Source organism: Lentzea sp. NPDC051208 (assembly GCF_040682435.1).
Taxonomy (GTDB): Bacteria; Actinomycetota; Actinomycetes; order Mycobacteriales; family Pseudonocardiaceae; genus Lentzea; species Lentzea kristufekii.
The window spans coordinates 234,215-251,900 of sequence record NZ_JBFBAW010000003.1 but is presented as its reverse complement, the minus strand read 5'-3'; the positions used below and the strand labels follow the sequence as shown (position 1 = coordinate 251,900).

At 69.1% G+C, this 17,686-nt stretch carries 20 protein-coding genes; 10 read left to right on the top strand and 10 right to left on the bottom strand.

What is annotated here, in order from left to right:
* The first annotated feature begins 3 nt into the window (after positions 1-3).
* Together AB0M48_RS08560 and AB0M48_RS08555 are read left to right on the top strand one after the other, a co-directional pair.
* Complete coding sequence (locus AB0M48_RS08560) at positions 4-774, top strand: alpha/beta hydrolase (RefSeq protein ID WP_363837324.1); 771 nt, start codon at positions 4-6, stop codon at positions 772-774.
* A gap of 48 nt (positions 775-822) precedes the next feature.
* The gene (locus tag AB0M48_RS08555; RefSeq protein WP_363837321.1) at positions 823-1,503 is read left to right on the top strand and encodes a hypothetical protein; all 681 of its coding nucleotides are present in this window, start codon (positions 823-825) and stop codon (positions 1,501-1,503) included.
* On the opposite strand, the gene AB0M48_RS08550 is transcribed toward AB0M48_RS08555, so the two are convergent.
* The gene (locus tag AB0M48_RS08550) at positions 1,400-2,143 is read right to left on the bottom strand and encodes a lysophospholipid acyltransferase family protein (protein WP_363838319.1); all 744 of its coding nucleotides are present in this window, start codon (positions 2,141-2,143) and stop codon (positions 1,400-1,402) included. The genes AB0M48_RS08555 and AB0M48_RS08550 overlap by 104 nt on opposite strands.
* Before the next feature lie 148 nt (positions 2,144-2,291).
* Between AB0M48_RS08550 and AB0M48_RS08545 the strand changes: the two genes are divergently transcribed.
* On the top strand, positions 2,292-4,664 hold the full coding sequence (locus AB0M48_RS08545) for a DNA translocase FtsK 4TM domain-containing protein (RefSeq protein ID WP_363837318.1): 2,373 nt from the start codon (positions 2,292-2,294) through the stop codon (positions 4,662-4,664).
* Here the strand turns inward: AB0M48_RS08545 and AB0M48_RS08540 are convergent.
* The 8 genes from AB0M48_RS08540 to AB0M48_RS08505 form a co-directional block, all read right to left on the bottom strand.
* Entirely contained in the window at positions 4,661-4,807 is a 147-nt protein-coding gene (locus AB0M48_RS08540) for a hypothetical protein (RefSeq protein WP_363837315.1), read from the bottom strand. The two genes, AB0M48_RS08545 and AB0M48_RS08540, sit on opposite strands and share 4 nt — an antisense overlap.
* A 277-nt stretch (positions 4,808-5,084) precedes the next feature.
* Positions 5,085-5,555, bottom strand: coding sequence for a phospholipase (locus AB0M48_RS08535; protein ID WP_363837312.1), 471 nt, complete (start codon positions 5,553-5,555; stop codon positions 5,085-5,087).
* Positions 5,556-5,638: 83 nt separating this feature from the next.
* Entirely contained in the window at positions 5,639-6,292 is a 654-nt protein-coding gene (locus AB0M48_RS08530; protein ID WP_363837309.1) for a nitroreductase family protein, read from the bottom strand.
* A 5-nt stretch (positions 6,293-6,297) separates the two neighbouring features.
* Positions 6,298-7,452 carry a YcaO-like family protein gene (locus AB0M48_RS08525; protein ID WP_363837306.1) on the bottom strand — a complete coding sequence of 385 codons (1,155 nt, stop codon included), beginning with the start codon at positions 7,450-7,452 and terminating at the stop codon, positions 6,298-6,300.
* Positions 7,449-7,859, bottom strand: coding sequence for a hypothetical protein (locus AB0M48_RS08520; protein ID WP_363837303.1), 411 nt, complete (start codon positions 7,857-7,859; stop codon positions 7,449-7,451). Before AB0M48_RS08520 ends, AB0M48_RS08525 begins: the two co-directional genes overlap by 4 nt.
* Positions 7,860-7,953: 94 nt before the next feature.
* Positions 7,954-8,745 carry a hypothetical protein gene (locus AB0M48_RS08515; RefSeq protein ID WP_363837300.1) on the bottom strand — a complete coding sequence of 264 codons (792 nt, stop codon included), beginning with the start codon at positions 8,743-8,745 and terminating at the stop codon, positions 7,954-7,956.
* The gene (locus tag AB0M48_RS08510; RefSeq protein ID WP_363837297.1) at positions 8,729-9,580 is read right to left on the bottom strand and encodes a MerR family transcriptional regulator; all 852 of its coding nucleotides are present in this window, start codon (positions 9,578-9,580) and stop codon (positions 8,729-8,731) included. Before AB0M48_RS08510 ends, AB0M48_RS08515 begins: the two co-directional genes overlap by 17 nt.
* Before the next feature lie 63 nt (positions 9,581-9,643).
* On the bottom strand, positions 9,644-10,144 hold the full coding sequence (locus tag AB0M48_RS08505) for an amino-acid N-acetyltransferase (RefSeq protein ID WP_266043317.1): 501 nt from the start codon (positions 10,142-10,144) through the stop codon (positions 9,644-9,646).
* A gap of 64 nt (positions 10,145-10,208) precedes the next feature.
* On the opposite strand from AB0M48_RS08505, the gene rimO reads away from it, so the two are divergent.
* The 7 genes from rimO (at position 10,209) to AB0M48_RS08470 (ending at position 16,679) form a co-directional block, all read left to right on the top strand.
* On the top strand, positions 10,209-11,612 hold the full coding sequence (gene rimO / locus AB0M48_RS08500) for a 30S ribosomal protein S12 methylthiotransferase RimO (protein ID WP_363837292.1): 1,404 nt from the start codon (positions 10,209-10,211) through the stop codon (positions 11,610-11,612).
* On the top strand, positions 11,609-12,187 hold the full coding sequence (gene pgsA / locus AB0M48_RS08495) for a CDP-diacylglycerol--glycerol-3-phosphate 3-phosphatidyltransferase (RefSeq protein ID WP_090073911.1): 579 nt from the start codon (positions 11,609-11,611) through the stop codon (positions 12,185-12,187). The genes rimO and pgsA overlap by 4 nt, the downstream gene beginning before the upstream one ends.
* Entirely contained in the window at positions 12,184-12,657 is a 474-nt protein-coding gene (locus AB0M48_RS08490) for a CinA family protein (RefSeq protein ID WP_363837287.1), read from the top strand. The genes pgsA and AB0M48_RS08490 overlap by 4 nt, the downstream gene beginning before the upstream one ends.
* Positions 12,658-12,765: 108 nt before the next feature.
* Positions 12,766-13,188 (top strand): helix-turn-helix transcriptional regulator, encoded by a 423-nt coding sequence (locus tag AB0M48_RS08485; RefSeq protein ID WP_363837284.1) that lies wholly within the window; start codon positions 12,766-12,768, stop codon positions 13,186-13,188.
* Between the two features lie 358 nt (positions 13,189-13,546).
* A complete protein-coding gene (locus AB0M48_RS08480; protein WP_363837281.1) occupies positions 13,547-14,398 on the top strand; it encodes a PspA/IM30 family protein in 852 nt (283 codons plus the stop codon).
* Positions 14,399-14,435: 37 nt separating this feature from the next.
* Positions 14,436-15,257, top strand: a complete 822-nt coding sequence (locus AB0M48_RS08475; protein ID WP_363837278.1) for a hypothetical protein — start codon at positions 14,436-14,438, stop codon at positions 15,255-15,257.
* A 237-nt stretch (positions 15,258-15,494) separates the two neighbouring features.
* On the top strand, positions 15,495-16,679 hold the full coding sequence (locus AB0M48_RS08470) for a solute carrier family 23 protein (protein WP_363837275.1): 1,185 nt from the start codon (positions 15,495-15,497) through the stop codon (positions 16,677-16,679).
* A 3-nt stretch (positions 16,680-16,682) separates the two neighbouring features.
* Here AB0M48_RS08470 and AB0M48_RS08465 read toward each other — a convergent pair whose 3' ends face one another.
* Positions 16,683-17,660, bottom strand: coding sequence for a quinone-dependent dihydroorotate dehydrogenase (locus AB0M48_RS08465; protein ID WP_363837272.1), 978 nt, complete (start codon positions 17,658-17,660; stop codon positions 16,683-16,685).
* Positions 17,661-17,686 lie beyond the last annotated feature (26 nt).

Genomic DNA, 17,686 nt, shown 5'->3' with positions numbered 1-17,686 from the left:
GTTGTGCATTTCGTAGAACTCGGCGCCGGCATCCCGGTGCTCGCACTTCACGGCTGGACTCCCGACCACCGCCTGATGCTCGGTTGCCTGGAGCCGCTCTTCGCGGCCAGGCCCGGCTACCGGCGCCTGTACCCCGACCTGCCGGCGATGGGGAAGTCGGCGGCGGACGGTGTGACTTCCAGCGACGACGTGCTGGCCGCTGTCGAGGAACTCGTCGACGCGGAGATCGGTGACGAACCGTTCCTGTTGGTGGGCGAGTCGTACGGCGGCTACCTCTCCCGCGCTCTCGCTCACCGCCGTCCGGACCAGGTGCACGGGCTCGCCCTGATCTGCCCGACCGGCACGAAGGTGCGCGCGTCCGATCGGACGGTGCCGCAGTTCGAGGTGCGCCGATCGGACGGCGCTGAACTCGATCCCGTTCTGGCCGCGCGGTTCGACGGCATGGCCGTGGTGCGGACCGCCGAGACGGCGCGGCGGTTCGCGGACGAGATCCTTCCCGGTCTGGAGATCGCGGACCGCGACGCGATGGCGCGGATCGAGGTGAGGTGGGAACTGTCCGCGGTTCCGGAGCAGGGGACCTATGAACGGCCGGCGCTGTTCCTGACCGGCCGTCAGGACAACATCACCGGGTACGAGGACGTGTACGCGTTGCTCCCGCACTACCCGTACGCGTCGTTCGTCGTTCTCGACACCGCCGGGCACAACCTGCAGATCGAGCAGCCGGTGTTGTTCGACGCGCTCATGGGGGAATGGCTGGACCGGGTAGCTCAGTAGGGGAGATCCCTGATGTGCGCGTGCTGATGCGTAGGCAAACTACATGTCATGCAGAAGCGCGCTCGGACCCTGTTGGTGTGGCTGCACGTCGTCACGTCCGTGGGCTGGCTCAGCCAGGCCGTGGCGTTGCTCGCTCTCGTGCTCCACGGCATGAGGACAGGCGACCTCACCGCGTTCAAGATGGCGCGCTACCTCGACCACGAGGTGCTGGCGATCATGGCCAACACCAGTGCGTTCAGCGGGTTCATGCTCAGCGCCACGACGCCGTGGGGGTACTTCCGGCACTGGTGGGTGCTCGCGAAGTTCGTGATCACGGTCAGCCAGCTCTACATCGGCATCTTCATCCTGAGCGGCAACCTCCAGCAGGCCGTGAACGGGCACGTGACCGCGTGGATGCCCGTCGGCACGGCGCTCATGATCAGCGCGATCGCGTTCCAGGCGTGGCTCAGCGTCGCGAAGCCGTGGGGTCGCACACCGTGGGCGGCCCCGTTGGTCAAGCTGCCCACGGCGAGCACGGCCACGTTCGTCGCGGCGCTGGTCATCCCGGTGATCGACTTCGCGATCAGCCTGTGGCGGGGCAACCCGATGCCCCTGCTCATGCTGATCACGGTGATCGGCTACTCGATCAGGCGGGCCGCCAGGGCGAGACGCCGGTCGTCGGCCGCGTCGGGTCGTGGAAGCGCGGCAGGTCCGGCTCGTCGAGACGCAACGGCGCCAAGCCCTCGGTGATCGCGATCATGATCCGCTCGTGCGCGCGCCGGGCGTCGCCCATCGTCTCGGCCTTCAGGTCGGACAGCTCGACCGGCTTGCCGAAGTGGACCTTGAACGTCGGCCGCCTGCGCACCGCGCGCAGCCACGACGTCAGGTACGGCAGGAAGTCCCTCCAGCCGCTCACGTGCAGGTTGCCCCAGTACACGGCCTCGTGCGCGCCCCACTGACTGATGGGGATCACCGGGATGCCGCCGCCCAGAGCCATGCGGGCGACACCGGTCTTGCCGCGCTCCGGCCACAGCCCGGGGTCGAGGCTGATCTTGCCCTCGGGGTAGACGGCGATCGGGTCGCCGCCCTTCTGCAACGCCGCGACGGCGCGGTGCATGGCCTCGCCCGCGTTCGCCGACCGCCGGTCGACGCGCAGGTGACCGCAGGCCTTCAGGGCCGGGCCCATGATCGGCGCGTCGAGCAGGCCGCCCGCGAGCATGAAACGCGGGTTGACGCCGATCTTGCGGCAGGCCGCGATGAGCACCATCGGGTCGAGGTTGCCGATGTGGTTCGAGGCGAGCAGCAACGGCTTGCCGAGCAGCTCCGGCGGGATGTCGCCCGATACCTCGAGCTTGCCAGTCAGCGCGATCAGGCCCCGGTCGACCACCATGAGCACGCGCCAGAAAAGCGGTGTGGACACGCGGGGCAGCGTACGGCGTGTCGGAACGACTCCGTGCCCGATCGGGTGAACCATGAGGTTTCGCACGCGTCCTAGTTGCCAACGTGGCTGGTGAGACGCGAGGGACTACCTTGTAGACATGGCCGGGCGCACAGGGACTTCGAGAAAGACCACGTCACGCGGCAAAGCACCAGCCAAGCCGCGGGCGCGATCCAGCGCGTCCAGAAAGCCCGTACCACGCAAGAAGAGCGGCGGCGCCGTCAGTGCCGTGTGGGGTGCTTTGGGCCGTGGTGTCGGCAGTCTCGTGCGCACCGTCAGCCGTACCAAGGACCTTGATCCCGAACACCGCCGTGACGGCCTGGGGCTGCTGCTGATCGCTCTCGCGGTCATCACCGGTGCCGGCGTGTGGTGGCAGGCCGGTGGACCGGTCGGGCAGTGGGTCGACGTCGCAGTGCGCAGCTCCGTCGGGTTCCCGGCGGTGATCGTGCCGGTCGTGCTGCTCGGCATCGGCGTCACGCTGATGCGCACCGACCCGACGCCCGACGCGCGCCCCCGGCTGATCATCGGCTCGTTGCTGATGATGATCGGCGTGCTCGGCATGTTCCACCTCATCGGCGGCCTGCCGATGGACCCGCTGGAACGCCGCAGCGCCGGTGGTGCGCTCGGGTACCTGGCCGGAGGGTTCCTCGCCCAGGGCCTGACGCCGTGGGTCGCCGGGCCGTTGCTGTTCCTGATCTTCGGCTACGGCCTGCTGGTCGTGACGCACACGCCGATCCGCCAGGCACCCGAACGCATCCGCTCGTTGCTGCACCCCGGCACGCCGGCGAACGGCGAGTCGCCGGAGGAGGAGCCGGTCGAGGAGCCGAAGCCGGTTCGCCTGCGCCGCCCGTCCCGCCGCCGTCAGGCGGTCGAACCCGTCGAGGAGGAGCCGCAGGCCGAACTCCCGCTGGAGGAGCCCGCGGAGCCCGCCCCGAAGCCCTCGAAGGAGAAGAAGGCCCCCGCTCCCGCGATGGCCGTGCGCGCGGTCGAGGGCGAGTACCAGCTGCCGCCGCCGGACGTGCTCAAGGACGGCGACGCGCCGAAGACCCGCAGCAAGGCGAACGACCTCATGATCGAGGCGATCTCCGGCGTGCTGGACCAGTTCTCGATCGACGCCCAGGTCACCGGCTTCACCCGCGGCCCGACGGTCACGCGCTACGAGGTCGAGCTCGGCCCCGGCGTGAAGGTCGAGAAGATCACCGCGCTGACCAAGAACATCGCGTACGCCGTGGCGACCGACAACGTCCGCCTGCTGGCCCCGATCCCCGGCAAGTCCGCGGTCGGCATCGAGGTGCCCAACAGCGACCGCGAGATGGTGCGGCTGGGCGACGTGCTGCGCGCGCCGTCCACGGTCAAGGACACGCACCCGATGGTGATCGGCCTCGGCAAGGACATCGAGGGCCACATGGTCACCGCGAACCTGACGAAGATGCCGCACCTCCTGGTGGCGGGCTCCACGGGTTCCGGTAAGTCGTCGTTCGTCAACTCGATGCTGGTCTCGCTGCTGGCGCGCGCGACGCCCGACGAGGTCCGGATGATCCTCATCGACCCGAAGATGGTCGAGCTGACGCCGTACGAGGGCATCCCGCACCTGATCACGCCGATCATCACGCAGCCCAAGAAGGCGGCGGCGGCGCTGGCGTGGCTCGTCGAGGAGATGGAACAGCGCTACCAGGACATGCAGGTCAACCGGGTGCGCCACGTCGACGACTTCAACCGCAAGGTGAAGTCCGGCGAGATCACCGCGCCGCCCGGTTCCGAGCGCGTCTACCGGCCCTACCCGTACATCATGGCGATCGTCGACGAGCTCGCCGACCTGATGATGACCGCGCCACGCGACGTCGAGGACGCCATCGTCCGCATCACGCAGAAGGCCCGTGCGGCAGGCATCCACCTCGTGCTGGCCACGCAGCGCCCGTCCGTCGACGTCGTCACCGGCCTGATCAAGACGAACGTGCCGTCGAGGCTGGCGTTCGCCACGTCGTCCCTGACCGACTCGCGCGTCATCCTGGACCAGCCCGGCGCCGAGAAGCTGATCGGCATGGGCGACGCCCTGTACCTGCCGATGGGCGCCTCGAAGCCGGTGCGCATCCAGGGCGCGTTCGTGGGCGACGAGGAGATCTCGTCGATCGTCGAGTTCACCAAGAACCAGGCGCAGCCGGAGTACACCGACGGTGTCACGGCGCAGAAGGCCGGCGAGAAGAAGGAGATCGACGCCGACATCGGCGACGACCTGGAACTGCTGGTGCAGGCGACCGAGCTGATCGTGACGTCGCAGTTCGGCTCGACGTCGATGCTGCAGCGCAAGCTGCGCGTCGGGTTCGCGAAGGCGGGGCGCCTCATGGACCTGCTGGAGACCCGTGGCGTCGTCGGCCCGTCCGAGGGCTCGAAGGCACGTGAGGTGCTGATCAAGCCGGACGAGCTGGAGTCCGTGATCCACCTGATGCGCGGAGGCGGCCCCGCCGAGGACTAGCCGGTGTTCACCTTGATCGGGTGACGGACGTCGTCGGGGCACACCCGGACGTCCAGCGCGACCTCCGCCCAGCCGTCGCGGGAGACGCCTTCCGGGGTCTCGTGCGGCGTGGGGTGTTCGACACGCCGGCAAGGGCTGAGCACGCCCGCCCCGGCCGTCCCCGGCGTCGAAGCCCTGGCGGGTGCGGGTGGATCCGTCGCAGTACGGCCACGGTCGTCCCGCGGCCAGAGCACCGGCCCACCGATGTGCCCGTCGGACGCGGACGGTGTGCCGGGCCGCGGATGCGGGCGTACCGAGGGCCTCGCCCAGGCGTCGGTTCTCGTGGTCGTTCGGCGTTCCCCCGAGCTGACGCAGGGGTCCCCCTTGATCGGGAACCCCTGCGTTTCAGCGTACTCGGGAGGTCTGACAACCGGCGGCGGTCTACTTCAGGCCGGCGTTCTGGATGCTGGTGGCCGTGGAGCTCGCGCTGTTGCCGAACTCGCGCACCGCCGCGTAGTACAGGTCGGCGGTCCGCTTGCAGGCCCAGTTGGAACCGCACTGCTGGTACATGTCGGACTTGAAGTTGTTGTCGATGCGCAGGCGGTTGGTCTCGTTCCACCGGTCCTGCCGCTTGTAGTTGCGGTAGCCGAAGTCGTGCCGGTGGCAGGTCGGCAGGAACTTGAAGCCGAAGGGGTTGTCCGGCGAGTACGAACAGCCGTCGGACGACCAGTCGAGCTGACCCGCGTAGGGCTGTTGCGCGCGCAGTGTTGTGAACTGGCCGATGGTCTTCGAGTAGAGGTAGTCGTCGGTCACCGCGACGATGTCCACGGCGTGGGCCGGGGCGCCCGTGAAGATCAGGGCGATGGAGGCGGCGGCACCCACGAATGCCGAGCGCAGGGTCTTCGTCGACATGGCGAGCTCCTCGGAGTGTGAGCAGGGTCTCGCCAGTTGTAGCGGGTGATCGACTGTCCTCGGTAGACACGATCCGGTGAACGTCAGGTGATCATGTGCCCGCACGCGATCGCGGTGGCCACGCGGAGGTCGCGGGGCAGGCCCAGCGCGTGCAGCATCCCGTTGTCCGCCACTCCGCCGAGCAGGTGGCCGCCGAGTCCCTGCTCCGCCAGACGCAGGCAGATGCTCTGCGCGGCGGCTCCTGCTTCGATCAGGCCGAAGCGGCCCGCGCGTTCGCCGTACTTCTCGAACGACTCCTTGTCCGTCAGCACCAGGACGATCGTCAGCGGTGGCACCTCCGGCGTGCCGAGGATCTCGGCGAGGTTCTCCGGTGCCGGGCCGATGTCCTGCAGCGCGTGGCGGCGGATGTCGTAGCGGACCGCCCGGCCATGCACGAACGCGTAACAGCGCAACGGGTTGAGACCACCCGCGGACGGACAGCTGTTGTCGGACAGGGCGCCCAGCACCGTGCCGAGTTGCTTGTCGGTCAACGGCTTGCCGGAGAACTCCCGCGTGCTCCTGCGTGCCTGGAACAGCCTTTGCAGGCGGTCGTGCGGGCGGGGGAGCGGGACCGGTGCCGCGGGCAGTTCCAGCGGGTCGATCAGCTCCGGCTGAGGCCGGAAGTCCCGCAACCGGTCGCCGAGCCTGCGCTGGTGCAGTGGCGAGTACCGGCTCGCGGCCCAGAAGTCGTCGAACATCGGTGTCACCCCAGCGGATGCGGTGCGGGATTGGGGAACACGCCCGGCGAGGCGTGCGGGTAGCGCCGGCTGAGTTCGCGGGCGCGGCCGCCGAGGTGCGGCCAGCGGTGGTCGGAGTGCAGCGGTGCGAGGTCGGGGGACAGGACGCGGACGCAGTGCAGTCCGACGGCCGACAGTTCCGGCGTGGTGAGCTCGCGGTAGGCGAGCCGGACGTCCGCGCGGTCGAGGGTGTGCACGAGTTCGGTCAGTTCCGCTGCTGTGCCACGGGATTCGGCGTCGCGCGGCGGTTCGGTCTCGAAGCCCGCGAACCACGGCAGCGCGTCCCACTCGTCCGGGTGCGTGGCGTAGTAGACGGCGTGCTCGTCGAAGTCGGTGACGTCCTCGACGGGCCGATCGCCGTTGCGCGCGAGCCACACCTCGATGAAGACCGTGCCCTGGACCCACTCCTCGTAGGCCTTCCGCACGGCCTCGGCGACCGTGGCCCGGCACGCCAGGCCGAGCGTGGGCCTCGGCTTGCCGGCGATCGGCAGCGAACCCGCGACGGCGACCACCGGGTGCGGGCTGTAGGCGGGCGTGAGGTCGAACGCCTGGGCGCCGTGCGGCAGGCCGGCGGCGAACCGCTGCGGTGCGACGGAGTGCAGCCACGTCGTGGTGAACGCGTCGCGCTCGACCAGTTCCTGGACGGCGCGCAGCAACGCGCTGGTCGTCGACGGACCGGCCGCCAGCCCCGACGAGGTCGCGGGCAGCCCGTACGCGGCGTCCAGCCCGACCAGACCGGCCGGCACGCGGATCGGTTCGTTGCCGGGCAAGGTCCACGCCCGCGTGTACGGGGTGTCGACGTATCCCTTGCGGTAGCGGTAACCCGGCGCCACCCGCTGCTCGACGGTGTGCAGGCTGAAGTGCTCCAACGGCCAGCACCCGCCGTCGGTGACGATCTCCAGCGGCGCCCGTGCGGCGGCGTGCCGTTCCAGGGCCTCGGCGATCGCGGCGACCTTGCTCGTGCCGCCGGAGGTGCCGCCGGTGGCGAACGGCTCCGGCACCGCGGCCCAGCCCTCGACGTCCACATCGGACAGGCTGTGCGGCACGGGATGCAGCTGGGACACCACGCCCTGCCGCCAGCCGACCGCGCGCTCGACCAGCGCCTCCGCGAGGGTCTTCACCGCTTCCCCCGGTAGTGCCGGAAGATCCAGTACCCGAACGCCAGCGCCCCGCCGAAGTAGAGAATGCCGAGCAGCCACGCGACTCCCTCGCCCACGACGGCGACCGGTGCCAGCGCGAACAGCACGACGAACGGCTCCAGGCACCACAGCACGATCCAGCCGAGCAGCCGGACCACACTTCCCACCGGATTCGGCGACCTGGCGATGAACCCGGAGGCGGTGGCCCACGCGAGCGCCGCTGCGAAGCCGCCGAGCCACCACCCCCAGTGGACGTCGAAGACCGCGCCCATCGTGGCGAACGGCAGCACGACGACCAGCAACGGGAAGATCGCGGCGGGCAGGACGAGCAGGCTGCGAGGCCGGGGGAGCTCCTTCGTCTCCTCGTACAGCGCGGCAGGGATCTGCACGGCCGCGCCGACCGAGGAGATCGCACAGCAGCAACAACAACAGCAACAGGTGGGTGTCGCGGCGCTCGCGGCGGCCGCACCGGGTGAGAACTGGTCAGGTAATCGGACTGCCGTCGCGTTCATGGTTCCCCCAAGGAAGTGACACGCGCCCGAACTCGACCGTCGGGCAGATCTCGCAGCCGGCCGCGGGCAGCACGCTCTCGCGCGTCGTCGTGAACTCGTCGAGGTTGACGGTCACGACCGTGTCCAGCAGGGCGAGCGAACCGCTCTGGATGTTCTGAATCGCTTGCATGGCAAGGGAGATCGGGAACTCGTGGGACATCGCCGCCGGATGTGGGGGCGGCGGCGGATCCCCCCACCGCCGCCCCGTCCGCACCGCGAGGCACGCCAGGCACGCGCCGGCACCGGGCACCACGAAGGGTCCGACGGCGGCGGTGTGGTGGTACGCGAGGTCCAGCAGCAGGTGCGGGACCGTCGTCTCGCGCGCCACCTCGATCAGGTCGACCAGCGTGCCGGTCGTCCGCACGACGAGCAGCAGGTCCGGATCATCGTTGTGCGGCAACAGCTCTGCCAGCCCGGCGGGTGCCTCCCCGACGACGCGCGTACCGACCCCCATCGGCTTGACGTCCTCGGCGGGCAACCCGGCCGGGCGGAGAGCGCCCAGGGTCCTCAGCTGGGCCAAGTGCCGGCGAACCGGTTCCCCCAACCGGTTCTCGTCGACCGTTCGAGCCACTCCCCTCAACACCGGCTCGAACAGGCCGGCCAGCGCCACGGCCACCGCCCTGGGCAGGTCTGGAATCAGGTACGCGAGATCGGCTCCCGCGTAGACGACAAGGCCTTCGTCACGAACTTGGGCGTGCCAGCCGGGATCAGCGACCAGGCTCATCCTCGTCCCCCCGTTTCAGGAAGTTCACGATCTCCTGCTCGCTCGGCAGATCTCCCGCCGGGTCCATCAGGTTCTCGGCGATCGGCGGCAACGGCTGCTCGGCCCACGCGGGCTGGTAGTCGTCGCTGGGCAGCAACCCGTGCCGTGACGCGAACTCCTCGGCCGCGTCCCGGATCGACTCCCGCAGCGTCCCCACCACCGCGGTCTCCGCCGTGTACGTCAGCTCGACGAGCAACGCCCGCACGTTCTCCAGCTGGTTCTCGTCACCGGCCTTGCGTGCGAGCTCCGGCCAGAACTGCCGTTCGAACAACCGCACGAAGTCCGCCGCCACCGCGTCGGTCGCCGTGCGCAGGCGCGTGAAGCTGTCCATCACGTCATCGCTGGGCACCCTGAGGCCGGCAAGCCTGCCGCCCGCTTCGAGTGCCCAGCGACGCGTGTGCGGCCAGCCGTACTTCCACCGCACCAAGCCCAACCGCATAGCCCGGAGGAGGAGTCGCGGTTGGACGTCTCCGGTCGGAATCAGGTGCTTGATGTCGCGCACCTTGATCCGAACCCAGTCGTCGGGCCCCTCGGCCTCGCTGAAGCCGAGGACCGCGGCGACCGACTCGCCCTTTTCCCGTGCCGAGATCAGTTCCGCGATCGCGGGCAGCGAGAACCCCCGCTGCTGCAACCGCTGCACCAACGTCAACCGCTCGACGTGCGAGGCGTCGTAGTACGCCACGCGCCCCTGCCGTCTCGGCGCGTGCAGCACACCCTTCGTCTGGTACATGCGAATGGTGCTGCTGGGCAGGCCGGTCCGGGCGGCGAGCTCGTCGATGGTGAGCGATTCGGGCACGGGTCAGATACTGGCCCCGTGCGGTTAGTCGAGTCAAGACTCTTCGAATGATTACTCGAAGAGTTACAACTCCAGGAGCATCCGGCTGTTGCCGAGCGTGTTCGGCTTCACGTAACTCAGATCGAGGAACTCGGCGACGCCCTCGTCCACCGATCGCATGATCTCCTCGTAGACCTCGGGGCTCACCGGCGTGCCCTCGATCTCGACGAAGCCGTGCTTGCTGAAGAACTTGGTCTCGAACGTCAGCACGAAGATCCGCCCGAGCTGCAGCTCCCTGGCGGTGGCGATGAGCTGCGCCACGATCCGGTGCCCCACGCCGCGGCCGAGCGCCATCGGCGACACGGCGACCGACCTGATCTCGGCCAGGTCCTCCCACATCACGTGCAGGGCGCCGCAGCCCAGCAGCTCGCCGTCCTGCTCGGCCACCCAGAACTCCTGGACCGCCTCGTACAGCGTGACCAGCGGTTTGGTCAGCAGAACCTTGCCGGCGTACCCGTCGATCAGAGCCTTCATGGCGCGCACATCACTGGTGCGGGCACGCCGCACGACTACCCCACTGGTCACAGCCGTCAAGTATGAGGTGGGCACGATTCCGGTCTGACAGCCCGACCCGGTTACTCTGAGCGCCGTGTCTTCTCCCACCACTCCGCGACGCGTGTCGCTGCTGACCCTGGGCTGCGCCCGCAACGAGGTCGACTCCGAAGAACTCGCCGGGCGCCTCGGCGAGGGCGGCTGGGAGCTGGTGGACGAGGGCGCGGACGTCGTCGTCGTCAACACGTGCGGCTTCGTCGAGCAGGCCAAGAAGGACTCGGTCGACACGCTGCTCGCCGCCTCCGACACCGGCGCCAAGGTCGTCGCGGTCGGGTGCATGGCGGAGCGCTACGGCAAGGAGCTCGCGGACAGCCTTCCCGAGGCGGCCGCGGTCCTGGGCTTCGACCAGTACAACGACCTGGCCGAGCGCCTGCAGGACGTGCTGCACGGCAAGCCGGTCGAGTCGCACGTGCCGGTGGACCGCCGCACGCTGCTGCCGATCACGCCGGTCAAGCGCCAGGAGGCCAAGGACGGCGTCCAGGTGCCCGGCCACGGCTGGGGGCCGACCAAGGTCCAGCGCAAGCGGCTCGACGACGCTCCCGTGGCGCCGTTGAAGATCGCGTCGGGCTGCGACCGGCGGTGCAGCTTCTGCGCCATCCCGAGCTTCCGCGGCGCGTTCGTGTCGCGGCTCCCGGACGAGATCGTCTCCGAGGCCATGTGGCTCGCCGAGAACGGCGTCAAGGAGCTGTTCCTCGTCAGCGAGAACTCCACGAGCTACGGCAAGGACCTGCCGCGCGAGCAGGGCGCCCTCGAGCAGCTCCTCCCGCGGCTGGCGTCCATCCCCGGCGTCGAGCGGGTGCGGGTCAGCTACCTGCAGCCCGCCGAGACGAAGCCGTCGCTGGTGGCCGCCATCGCGAAGACCGAGAAGGTCGCGAACTACTTCGACATGTCGTTCCAGCACTCCAGCGAGAACGTGCTGCGGCGCATGCGCCGGTTCGGCGACACGGACAGCTTCCTCAAGCTCGTGTGGCAGATCCGCGAGCACGCGCCCGAGGCCGGCATCCGCAGCAACTTCATCGTCGGCTTCCCCGGCGAGACCGAGGCCGACCTGCAGGAACTGGAGCGCTTCCTCACCGAGGCGCGCCTGGACGCGGTCGGCATCTTCGGGTACTCCGACGAGGACGGCACGGAGGCCGAGAACCTCGACGGCAAGCTCGACGCGGACACCATCGCGGAGCGCGTGCAGCGGATCGGCAACCTCGTCGAGGAGCTGACGAGCCAGCGCGCCGAGGACCGCGTCGGCACCGAGGTCGTCGTGCTGATCGAGCACGAGGAGGACGAGGAGAGCGACTGCGTCGGCCGGGCCGAGCACCAGGCGCCCGAGGTCGACGGCGAGTGCATCGTCCTCGAAGCCGAGGGGCTCAAGCGCGGCGACCTCGTGCGCTGCCGCGTGGTCGACTCCGAGGGCGTGGACCTGATCGTCGAGGTACTCCCGACATGACTGAGGCCCGGAAGGTCCCGCTGCTCAACGTCGCGAACATCCTCACGATGGCGCGGCTGGCGCTCGTTCCGGTCTTCCTGTTCTCCCTGTTCGAAGCGGGCGGCTTCGACACGACGTGGCGCCTCATCGCGTTCGGGATCTTCGCCGTCGCGAGCTTCACCGACCACATCGACGGCACGCTCGCGCGCAAGCACGGGCTGATCACCGACTTCGGCAAGATCGCCGACCCGATCGCGGACAAGGCCCTGACCGGGTCCGCGCTGGTCGGCCTCAGCATGCTCGACGTGCTGCCGTGGTGGATCACGATCACCATCGCCGTGCGCGAGGTCGGCATCACGCTGCTGCGGTTCTGGGTGATCCGCTACGGCGTCATCCCGGCCAGCCGCGGCGGCAAGGCCAAGACGCTGGCGCAGGTCATCGCGATCGGCCTGTTCGTGCTCCCGCAGAACGACGTGCTGGAGCTCATCGCGTGGGCGATCATGGCCGTCGCGCTCGTGCTCACCATCGTCACGGGAATCGATTACGTCATCCGGGCGTTCAAGATGAAGGCAAGAGCAGGCCGGGCCGTGCTGTGACAGACGTCGTCGGACTGCTCAAAGCGAGGAACCAGACCGTTGCCACGGCCGAGTCGCTCACCGCGGGTCTGCTGTGCGCGACGATCGTCGACACACCGGGGGCGAGTGCCGTGGTCCGCGGTGGGTTGATCGTCTACGCCACCGAGCTCAAGCACGAGCTCGCGGGCGTGGATCAGCAGTTGCTCGACGAGCACGGTGCCGTGCACCCCGACGTCGCGGTCCAACTGGCCGAGGGTGCCCGCAAGCGGTGCCGTTCGGACTGGGGGATCGGGCTCACCGGAGTCGCCGGCCCCGATCCGCAGGACGGTGTCGCTCCGGGGACGGTCCACATCGGCTTGAGCGGGCCTGGAGTGTCCACAGTGCGGACAATCACGGTGAGTGGCGACCGCGGAGCGGTCCGTTCCGGTGCCGTGGAAAAAGCCCTGGTCCTGCTGTCGGATCACCTGCTGATGACCGAGGACGGGAACTAATGATGACTCCGCGTTCGTTCGCCCTTGGCGGACGTGTTCGGAAGTCAGTGCCCGTTGTCGGTGTCGATCGGTAACGTAGGGACACGGCCGGCCGGAAGGAGGCGCGCGATGACCGTGCTGCTACGCGAGGCGATCGGTGATCGACTTCGCCATGCCCGCACCAACCAACGCCGCACGCTGCGCGAGGTCTCTCGGACCGCCCGCGTGAGCCTGGGGTACCTGTCCGAGGTGGAGCGCGGCCGCAAAGAGGCGTCCAGCGAACTCCTCGCGGCCATCTGTGACGCGTTGGAACTGCCCCTGTCCGAGTTGCTGCACCACGTCGCCTCCGACATCGGCGCCGTCCAGCAGACGCCGGACACGGTGCCCGACACCGTCCCGGACGGACGAGCGGAGCGGGGGAAGCTGGAGGGTGGTCGTGTGCTGCCGTCCACGCTGTCGGACGACCTGTCCGACCTGCGGCTTCAACCCATGCTCAGTCACAGGCTCACGAGCAAGATCGGCGAGACTCCCAAAGCAGTCGTCGCGGCATAACCCCGTGTACTCAGCCGGCCCCGCTCGCCCCATGGCGAGCGGGGTCGCCTGCATTCGGGTGATCCCCGCCGTCTGTGGCCCCCGCCACGTGACGGTGTGCAACAAGATTGCGTCTTCGGACGTTCAACTGACAACGACGGCAGCGTGCTGAACGGCAGGCAACGGCTTGGCATCGGCACGCTGGGTCACCGCGTCTCCGGGCGCGGGTGCGGGCAGGATTGGCACGTCGTCAGGCGTGTACTCCTAAGTCCCGGGGTGGGTCAGGGTGTTCCCGGATATCTCCCCATGTCGGTGGATACGCCGACGAACAATTGAGACGATGGATCCAACACCGGCACCGAGAAGGCAGGCGTAGGAGATGGCCAGTCCGTTCGTGAAGTTCTGGAAGTACCTGATGGCGTCGTTCTCGTCGAAGATCGACGAGCACGCTGACCCGAAGGTGCAGATCCAGCAGGCCATCGAGGAGGCGCAGCGGCAGCACCAGGCCCTCTCGCAGCAGGCTGCGGCCGTCATCGGCAACCAGCGTCAGCTGGAGATGAAGCTGAACCGCCAGCTGGGCGACGTGGAGAAGCTGCAGGCCTCCGCGCGTCAGGCGCTCGTGCTCGCCGACGAGGCGCGCGCGAAGGGCGACGAGCAGAAGGCGACGCAGTTCGAGAACGCCGCGCAGGGTTTCGCCACCCAGCTCGTCACCGCCGAGCAGGGCATCGAGGACCTCAAGACGCTGCACGACCAGTCGTTGCAGGCCGCCGCGCAGGCCAAGCAGGCGGTCGAGCGCAACGCGATGATGCTGCAGCAGCGGCTGGCCGAGCGCACCAAGCTCCTCAGCCAGCTGGAGCAGGCCAAGATGCAGGAGCAGGTCTCCGCGTCGCTGAACCAGATGAGCGAACTCGCCGCGCCGGGCAACGTACCGTCGCTGGAAGAGGTTCGCGACAAGATCGAGAAGCGCTACTCGACGGCCCTCGGGTCCGCCGAGCTCGCCCAGAACTCCGTGCAGGGCCGGATGCTCGAGGTGCAGGCCTCGACCACCCAGCTGGCCGGCTCGTCGCGTCTGGAGCAGATCCGCGCCTCGATGCACGGCGGTCAGGCGAACACGCCGCAGCAGGTGACCGCGGGCAACAGCGCCGCCGCGCAGATCCAGGCCGAGATCGCGCAGCGCGTCCAGTCAGAGCAGAAGACCACGCAGCAGCAGGTTCCGCCCGCCCAGAACTGATTCTGGGCGTCGGGGCAGGAGGAGTCAGCAGGTGATCATGGAGCCCTGGAGAAACCGTCCCAACAACGAGATCGTCCGCAAGGTCGTCAACGAGTTGGGTGCGTCGCTCCAGGGCCACCCGCTGGCCGAGCAGGCGCGCTACCGGATGCAGAAGTGGAACGACCCCCGCGCCAAGCTCGAACGCAAGCGCAAGCGCACGAATGCGATTCTCACGTTCTGGCTCATCGTGATCTCGATCCTCGGCACGCTCGCCGTGCTGGGCTTCACCGGTGTGCTCGGCACGTGGGCCGCCGTCACCGGGGCGATCGGCGCGGCGGTGCCCGCCGTCCTCGCCGTGCGCAGCGGGTTCAAGCTGCGTGAGATCAAGGCGGACAAGGTGCGGCTGGAGCTCGCTCCACCGCCGCCTCCCAGGCCGCCGCTGCCCGCGCACGTCTCGTCCGCGCGCGTGCCGATGGAGAAGCTGCACAGTGCCGAGGACACGATGAACCAGCTGCTCGTGCAGCTCGATTCGCCCGCGCTCACGTCGATGCCGACCGAGTCCGTCCAGCACGCCCGGCAGACCGCCCAGGAGGCCTCTGCGGCCATCCGCGCGGTGTGCGCACAGCTCCAGGCCGTCGAACGAGCACGCGACACCGCACCGCACCTGGAGCGCGCGGCGTTGGTCGAGGGCGTGCGGGTGCTCAGGATCCAGCTGGCCGACGGCGTGGACCGTTACTGTGCGTTGGTGGCCGCCGCGGGTCATGCGCTGGCGGCGAGCACGCAGTTCCAGGACCCGCGCGAGGTGCTGGACGACGCCACGGACCACATGGCCGGTCTCGCGTCCGCGATGCGCGACGTCTCAGGCTATTCAGCGCACTAAAAAGTAACGGTCCGTAGTTGCCTGCGCCTATTCGGCGGTTCTCTCTGGAGATCTTTAGGACAATCGTGTGATTATCGGACCGTTATCTAGCCGTAGCCGCTACATGGCGTGGCAGGATTCCGGGGCCGGTCTGCGGGAAGTCCGGCTGAATTGCCGGGAGGCAGTGCGTTGGCGTTGTGGACCGTGCACGGGGACGGTCGGATCACCGACAGTGAAACCGTCGCACCCCAGGAGAGGGTGAGCTGGCCGCTCACCATCGGGTTCGGAGTGCAGCACCTGGTCGCCATGTTCGGCGCGACGGTGATCGTCCCCGCCGCCACCGGTCTTCCCGTCGCCACCACCCTGCTGTTCTCCGGCCTGGGCACCCTGCTCTTCCTCGTCATCACCAAGAACCGAGTCCCGAGCTACCTCGGTTCGTCCTTCGCTTTCGTGGCCCCGCTGGTGGCCGCGCGCGAACAGGGCATCGCGGCGCAACTCGGCGGTGTCGTCGCCGCTGGCCTGTTGGTGATCGTCGTCGGCATCGCGGTCAAGGCGCTCGGCGTGCGGCTGCTGGAGTCGGTCATGCCGCCGGTCGTGACCGGCGCCGTCGTGATCCTCATCGGGCTGAACCTCTCGCGGCAGGCCACCTCGAACTTCAGCGAGCAGCCCCTGCTCGCCGGCCTGACCACGCTGGTGATCCTGCTGGCGGGCGTGCTGGGCCGCGGCCTGGTGTTCCGGTTCTCGATCCTGATCGGCTTCGTCGCGATCTGGATGGGCGGCCTGGCGTTCGGTGCCGTGTCGTCGGAACGGCTCGCCGCGCTGCGCGACGCGGCGTGGGTGGGCCTGCCGAAGCTCTACCAGCCCGAACTGCGGCCGTCCGTGGTGCTGCTGATGCTGCCCGTCGTGATCGTGCTGGTGGCCGAGGTCGTCGGGCACGTGAAGGCGGTCGCCGCGCTGACCGGCCGCAACCTCGACGGCAGCGCGGGCGACGCGATCATCGCGAACGGCCTGTCGACCGCGTTGTCCGGCCTCGGCGGCGGCGCCGGGACCACGACGTACTCCGAGAACATCGGCGTCATGGCCGTGACCCGCGTCTACACGACGGCGGCGTTCGCGTTCGCCGGTGTGTTCGCCACGCTGCTGGCGTTCTCTCCGAAGGCCATCGCGCTGTTCGGCACCATCCCGCCAGGCGTGCTCGGCGGCTGCACGCTCGTCCTCTACGGCCTGATCGTGCTGGTCGGCGTGCGGATCTGGATGGACCGCGGCGTCGACCTGGCGAACCCGGCGAACGCGATGGTCGGCGGCGCGGCGCTGGTGGCCGGCGTCGGCGACCTCACCATCGAGATCGGCGACCTGGAGATGGGCGGCATGGTGTGGGGCTCGCTGCTCGTCGTGATCCTGCACCCCGTCATGCGCTGGCTCCGGGCCGCGCGGCACACCTGACGTTCACCTCAGTGCCCGGTTGATCCTCGACACGAGGCCGGGACCTTCGTAGATGAACCCGGTGTAGATCTGCACGAGGCTCGCGCCGGCGTCGATCATGCGCTTGGCGTCGTCGGCGGACGCGATGCCGCCGACACCGATGACCGGCAGGTCGCTGTTCTTCGTGATGAACCGGACCACGTCGTTCGCGCGCTGGGTGAGCGGCTTGCCGCTGAGGCCGCCGGTCTCGCTCCTGTGCACGCTCGTGAGGCCCTCACGGCTGAGGGTGGTGTTCGTGGCGATGAGGCCCTTGATGCCGTTGTCGACGCACACCTGGATGACCTCGGCGATGGCGTCCTCGGTGAGGTCCGGCGCGATCTTGACCAGCATCGGCTTGTCCGTCGCCGCGGTCAGGGTCGCGACGAGTTCGGTGAGCGCGCCCTTGTCCTGCAGGCTGCGCAGACCGGGAGTGTTGGGCGAGCTCACGTTGATCGCGTAGTAGTCGCCGTGGCTCTTCAACGCGTTCAGCGAGTTCAGGTAGTCCTGCACGGCGTCCTCGACCGGCGTGATCTTGGACTTGCCGAGGCTGATCCCCAGCGGTGCCTTGAGCGGCGTCCGGTCGAGCTTCGCGGCAAGCGCTTGCGCACCCGCGTTGTTGAAGCCCATCCGGTTGATGATCGCCTCGTCCTCGCGGAGCCGGAACAGCCGGGGCTTCGGGTTGCCCGGCTGCGCGTGCCACGTGACGGTGCCGACCTCGACGAACCCGAAGCCGAGCGCACCCCACGCCGGCAACGCCCGCCCGTCCTTGTCGAGGCCCGCCGCGAGCCCCACGGGGTTCGGGAAGCGGACACCGAACACGGTGCGGGGGTTGTTCTGGTTGCGGGCGAACCTCGCCAGCGGGCTCAGCCGCGCCATGACGTCGAGCGTGGTCTCGTGGACCCGCTCCACGTCGCCGCCGTGCATCCCGAACAACGCCCTGCGCACCACCTGCTTGTACACCACGCGCTCACCCTATAACGCCAGCTCAG

Bases quoted from the DNA above. Each gene is read 5' to 3' on its own strand.
- AB0M48_RS08555 (WP_363837321.1), top strand. From the start codon at position 823: ATGCAGAAGCGCGCTCGGACCCTGTTGGTGTGGCTGCACGTCGTCACG.
- AB0M48_RS08550 (WP_363838319.1), bottom strand. From the start codon at position 2,143: ATGGTGGTCGACCGGGGCCTGATCGCGCTGACTGGCAAGCTCGAGGTA.
- AB0M48_RS08545 (WP_363837318.1), top strand. From the start codon at position 2,292: ATGGCCGGGCGCACAGGGACTTCGAGAAAGACCACGTCACGCGGCAAA.
- AB0M48_RS08535 (WP_363837312.1), bottom strand. From the start codon at position 5,555: ATGTCGACGAAGACCCTGCGCTCGGCATTCGTGGGTGCCGCCGCCTCC.
- AB0M48_RS08530 (WP_363837309.1), bottom strand. From the start codon at position 6,292: ATGTTCGACGACTTCTGGGCCGCGAGCCGGTACTCGCCACTGCACCAG.
- AB0M48_RS08515 (WP_363837300.1), bottom strand. From the start codon at position 8,745: ATGAGCCTGGTCGCTGATCCCGGCTGGCACGCCCAAGTTCGTGACGAA.
- pgsA (WP_090073911.1), top strand. From the start codon at position 11,609: ATGACTGAGGCCCGGAAGGTCCCGCTGCTCAACGTCGCGAACATCCTC.
- AB0M48_RS08485 (WP_363837284.1), top strand. From the start codon at position 12,766: ATGACCGTGCTGCTACGCGAGGCGATCGGTGATCGACTTCGCCATGCC.
- AB0M48_RS08480 (WP_363837281.1), top strand. From the start codon at position 13,547: ATGGCCAGTCCGTTCGTGAAGTTCTGGAAGTACCTGATGGCGTCGTTC.
- AB0M48_RS08475 (WP_363837278.1), top strand. From the start codon at position 14,436: ATGGAGCCCTGGAGAAACCGTCCCAACAACGAGATCGTCCGCAAGGTC.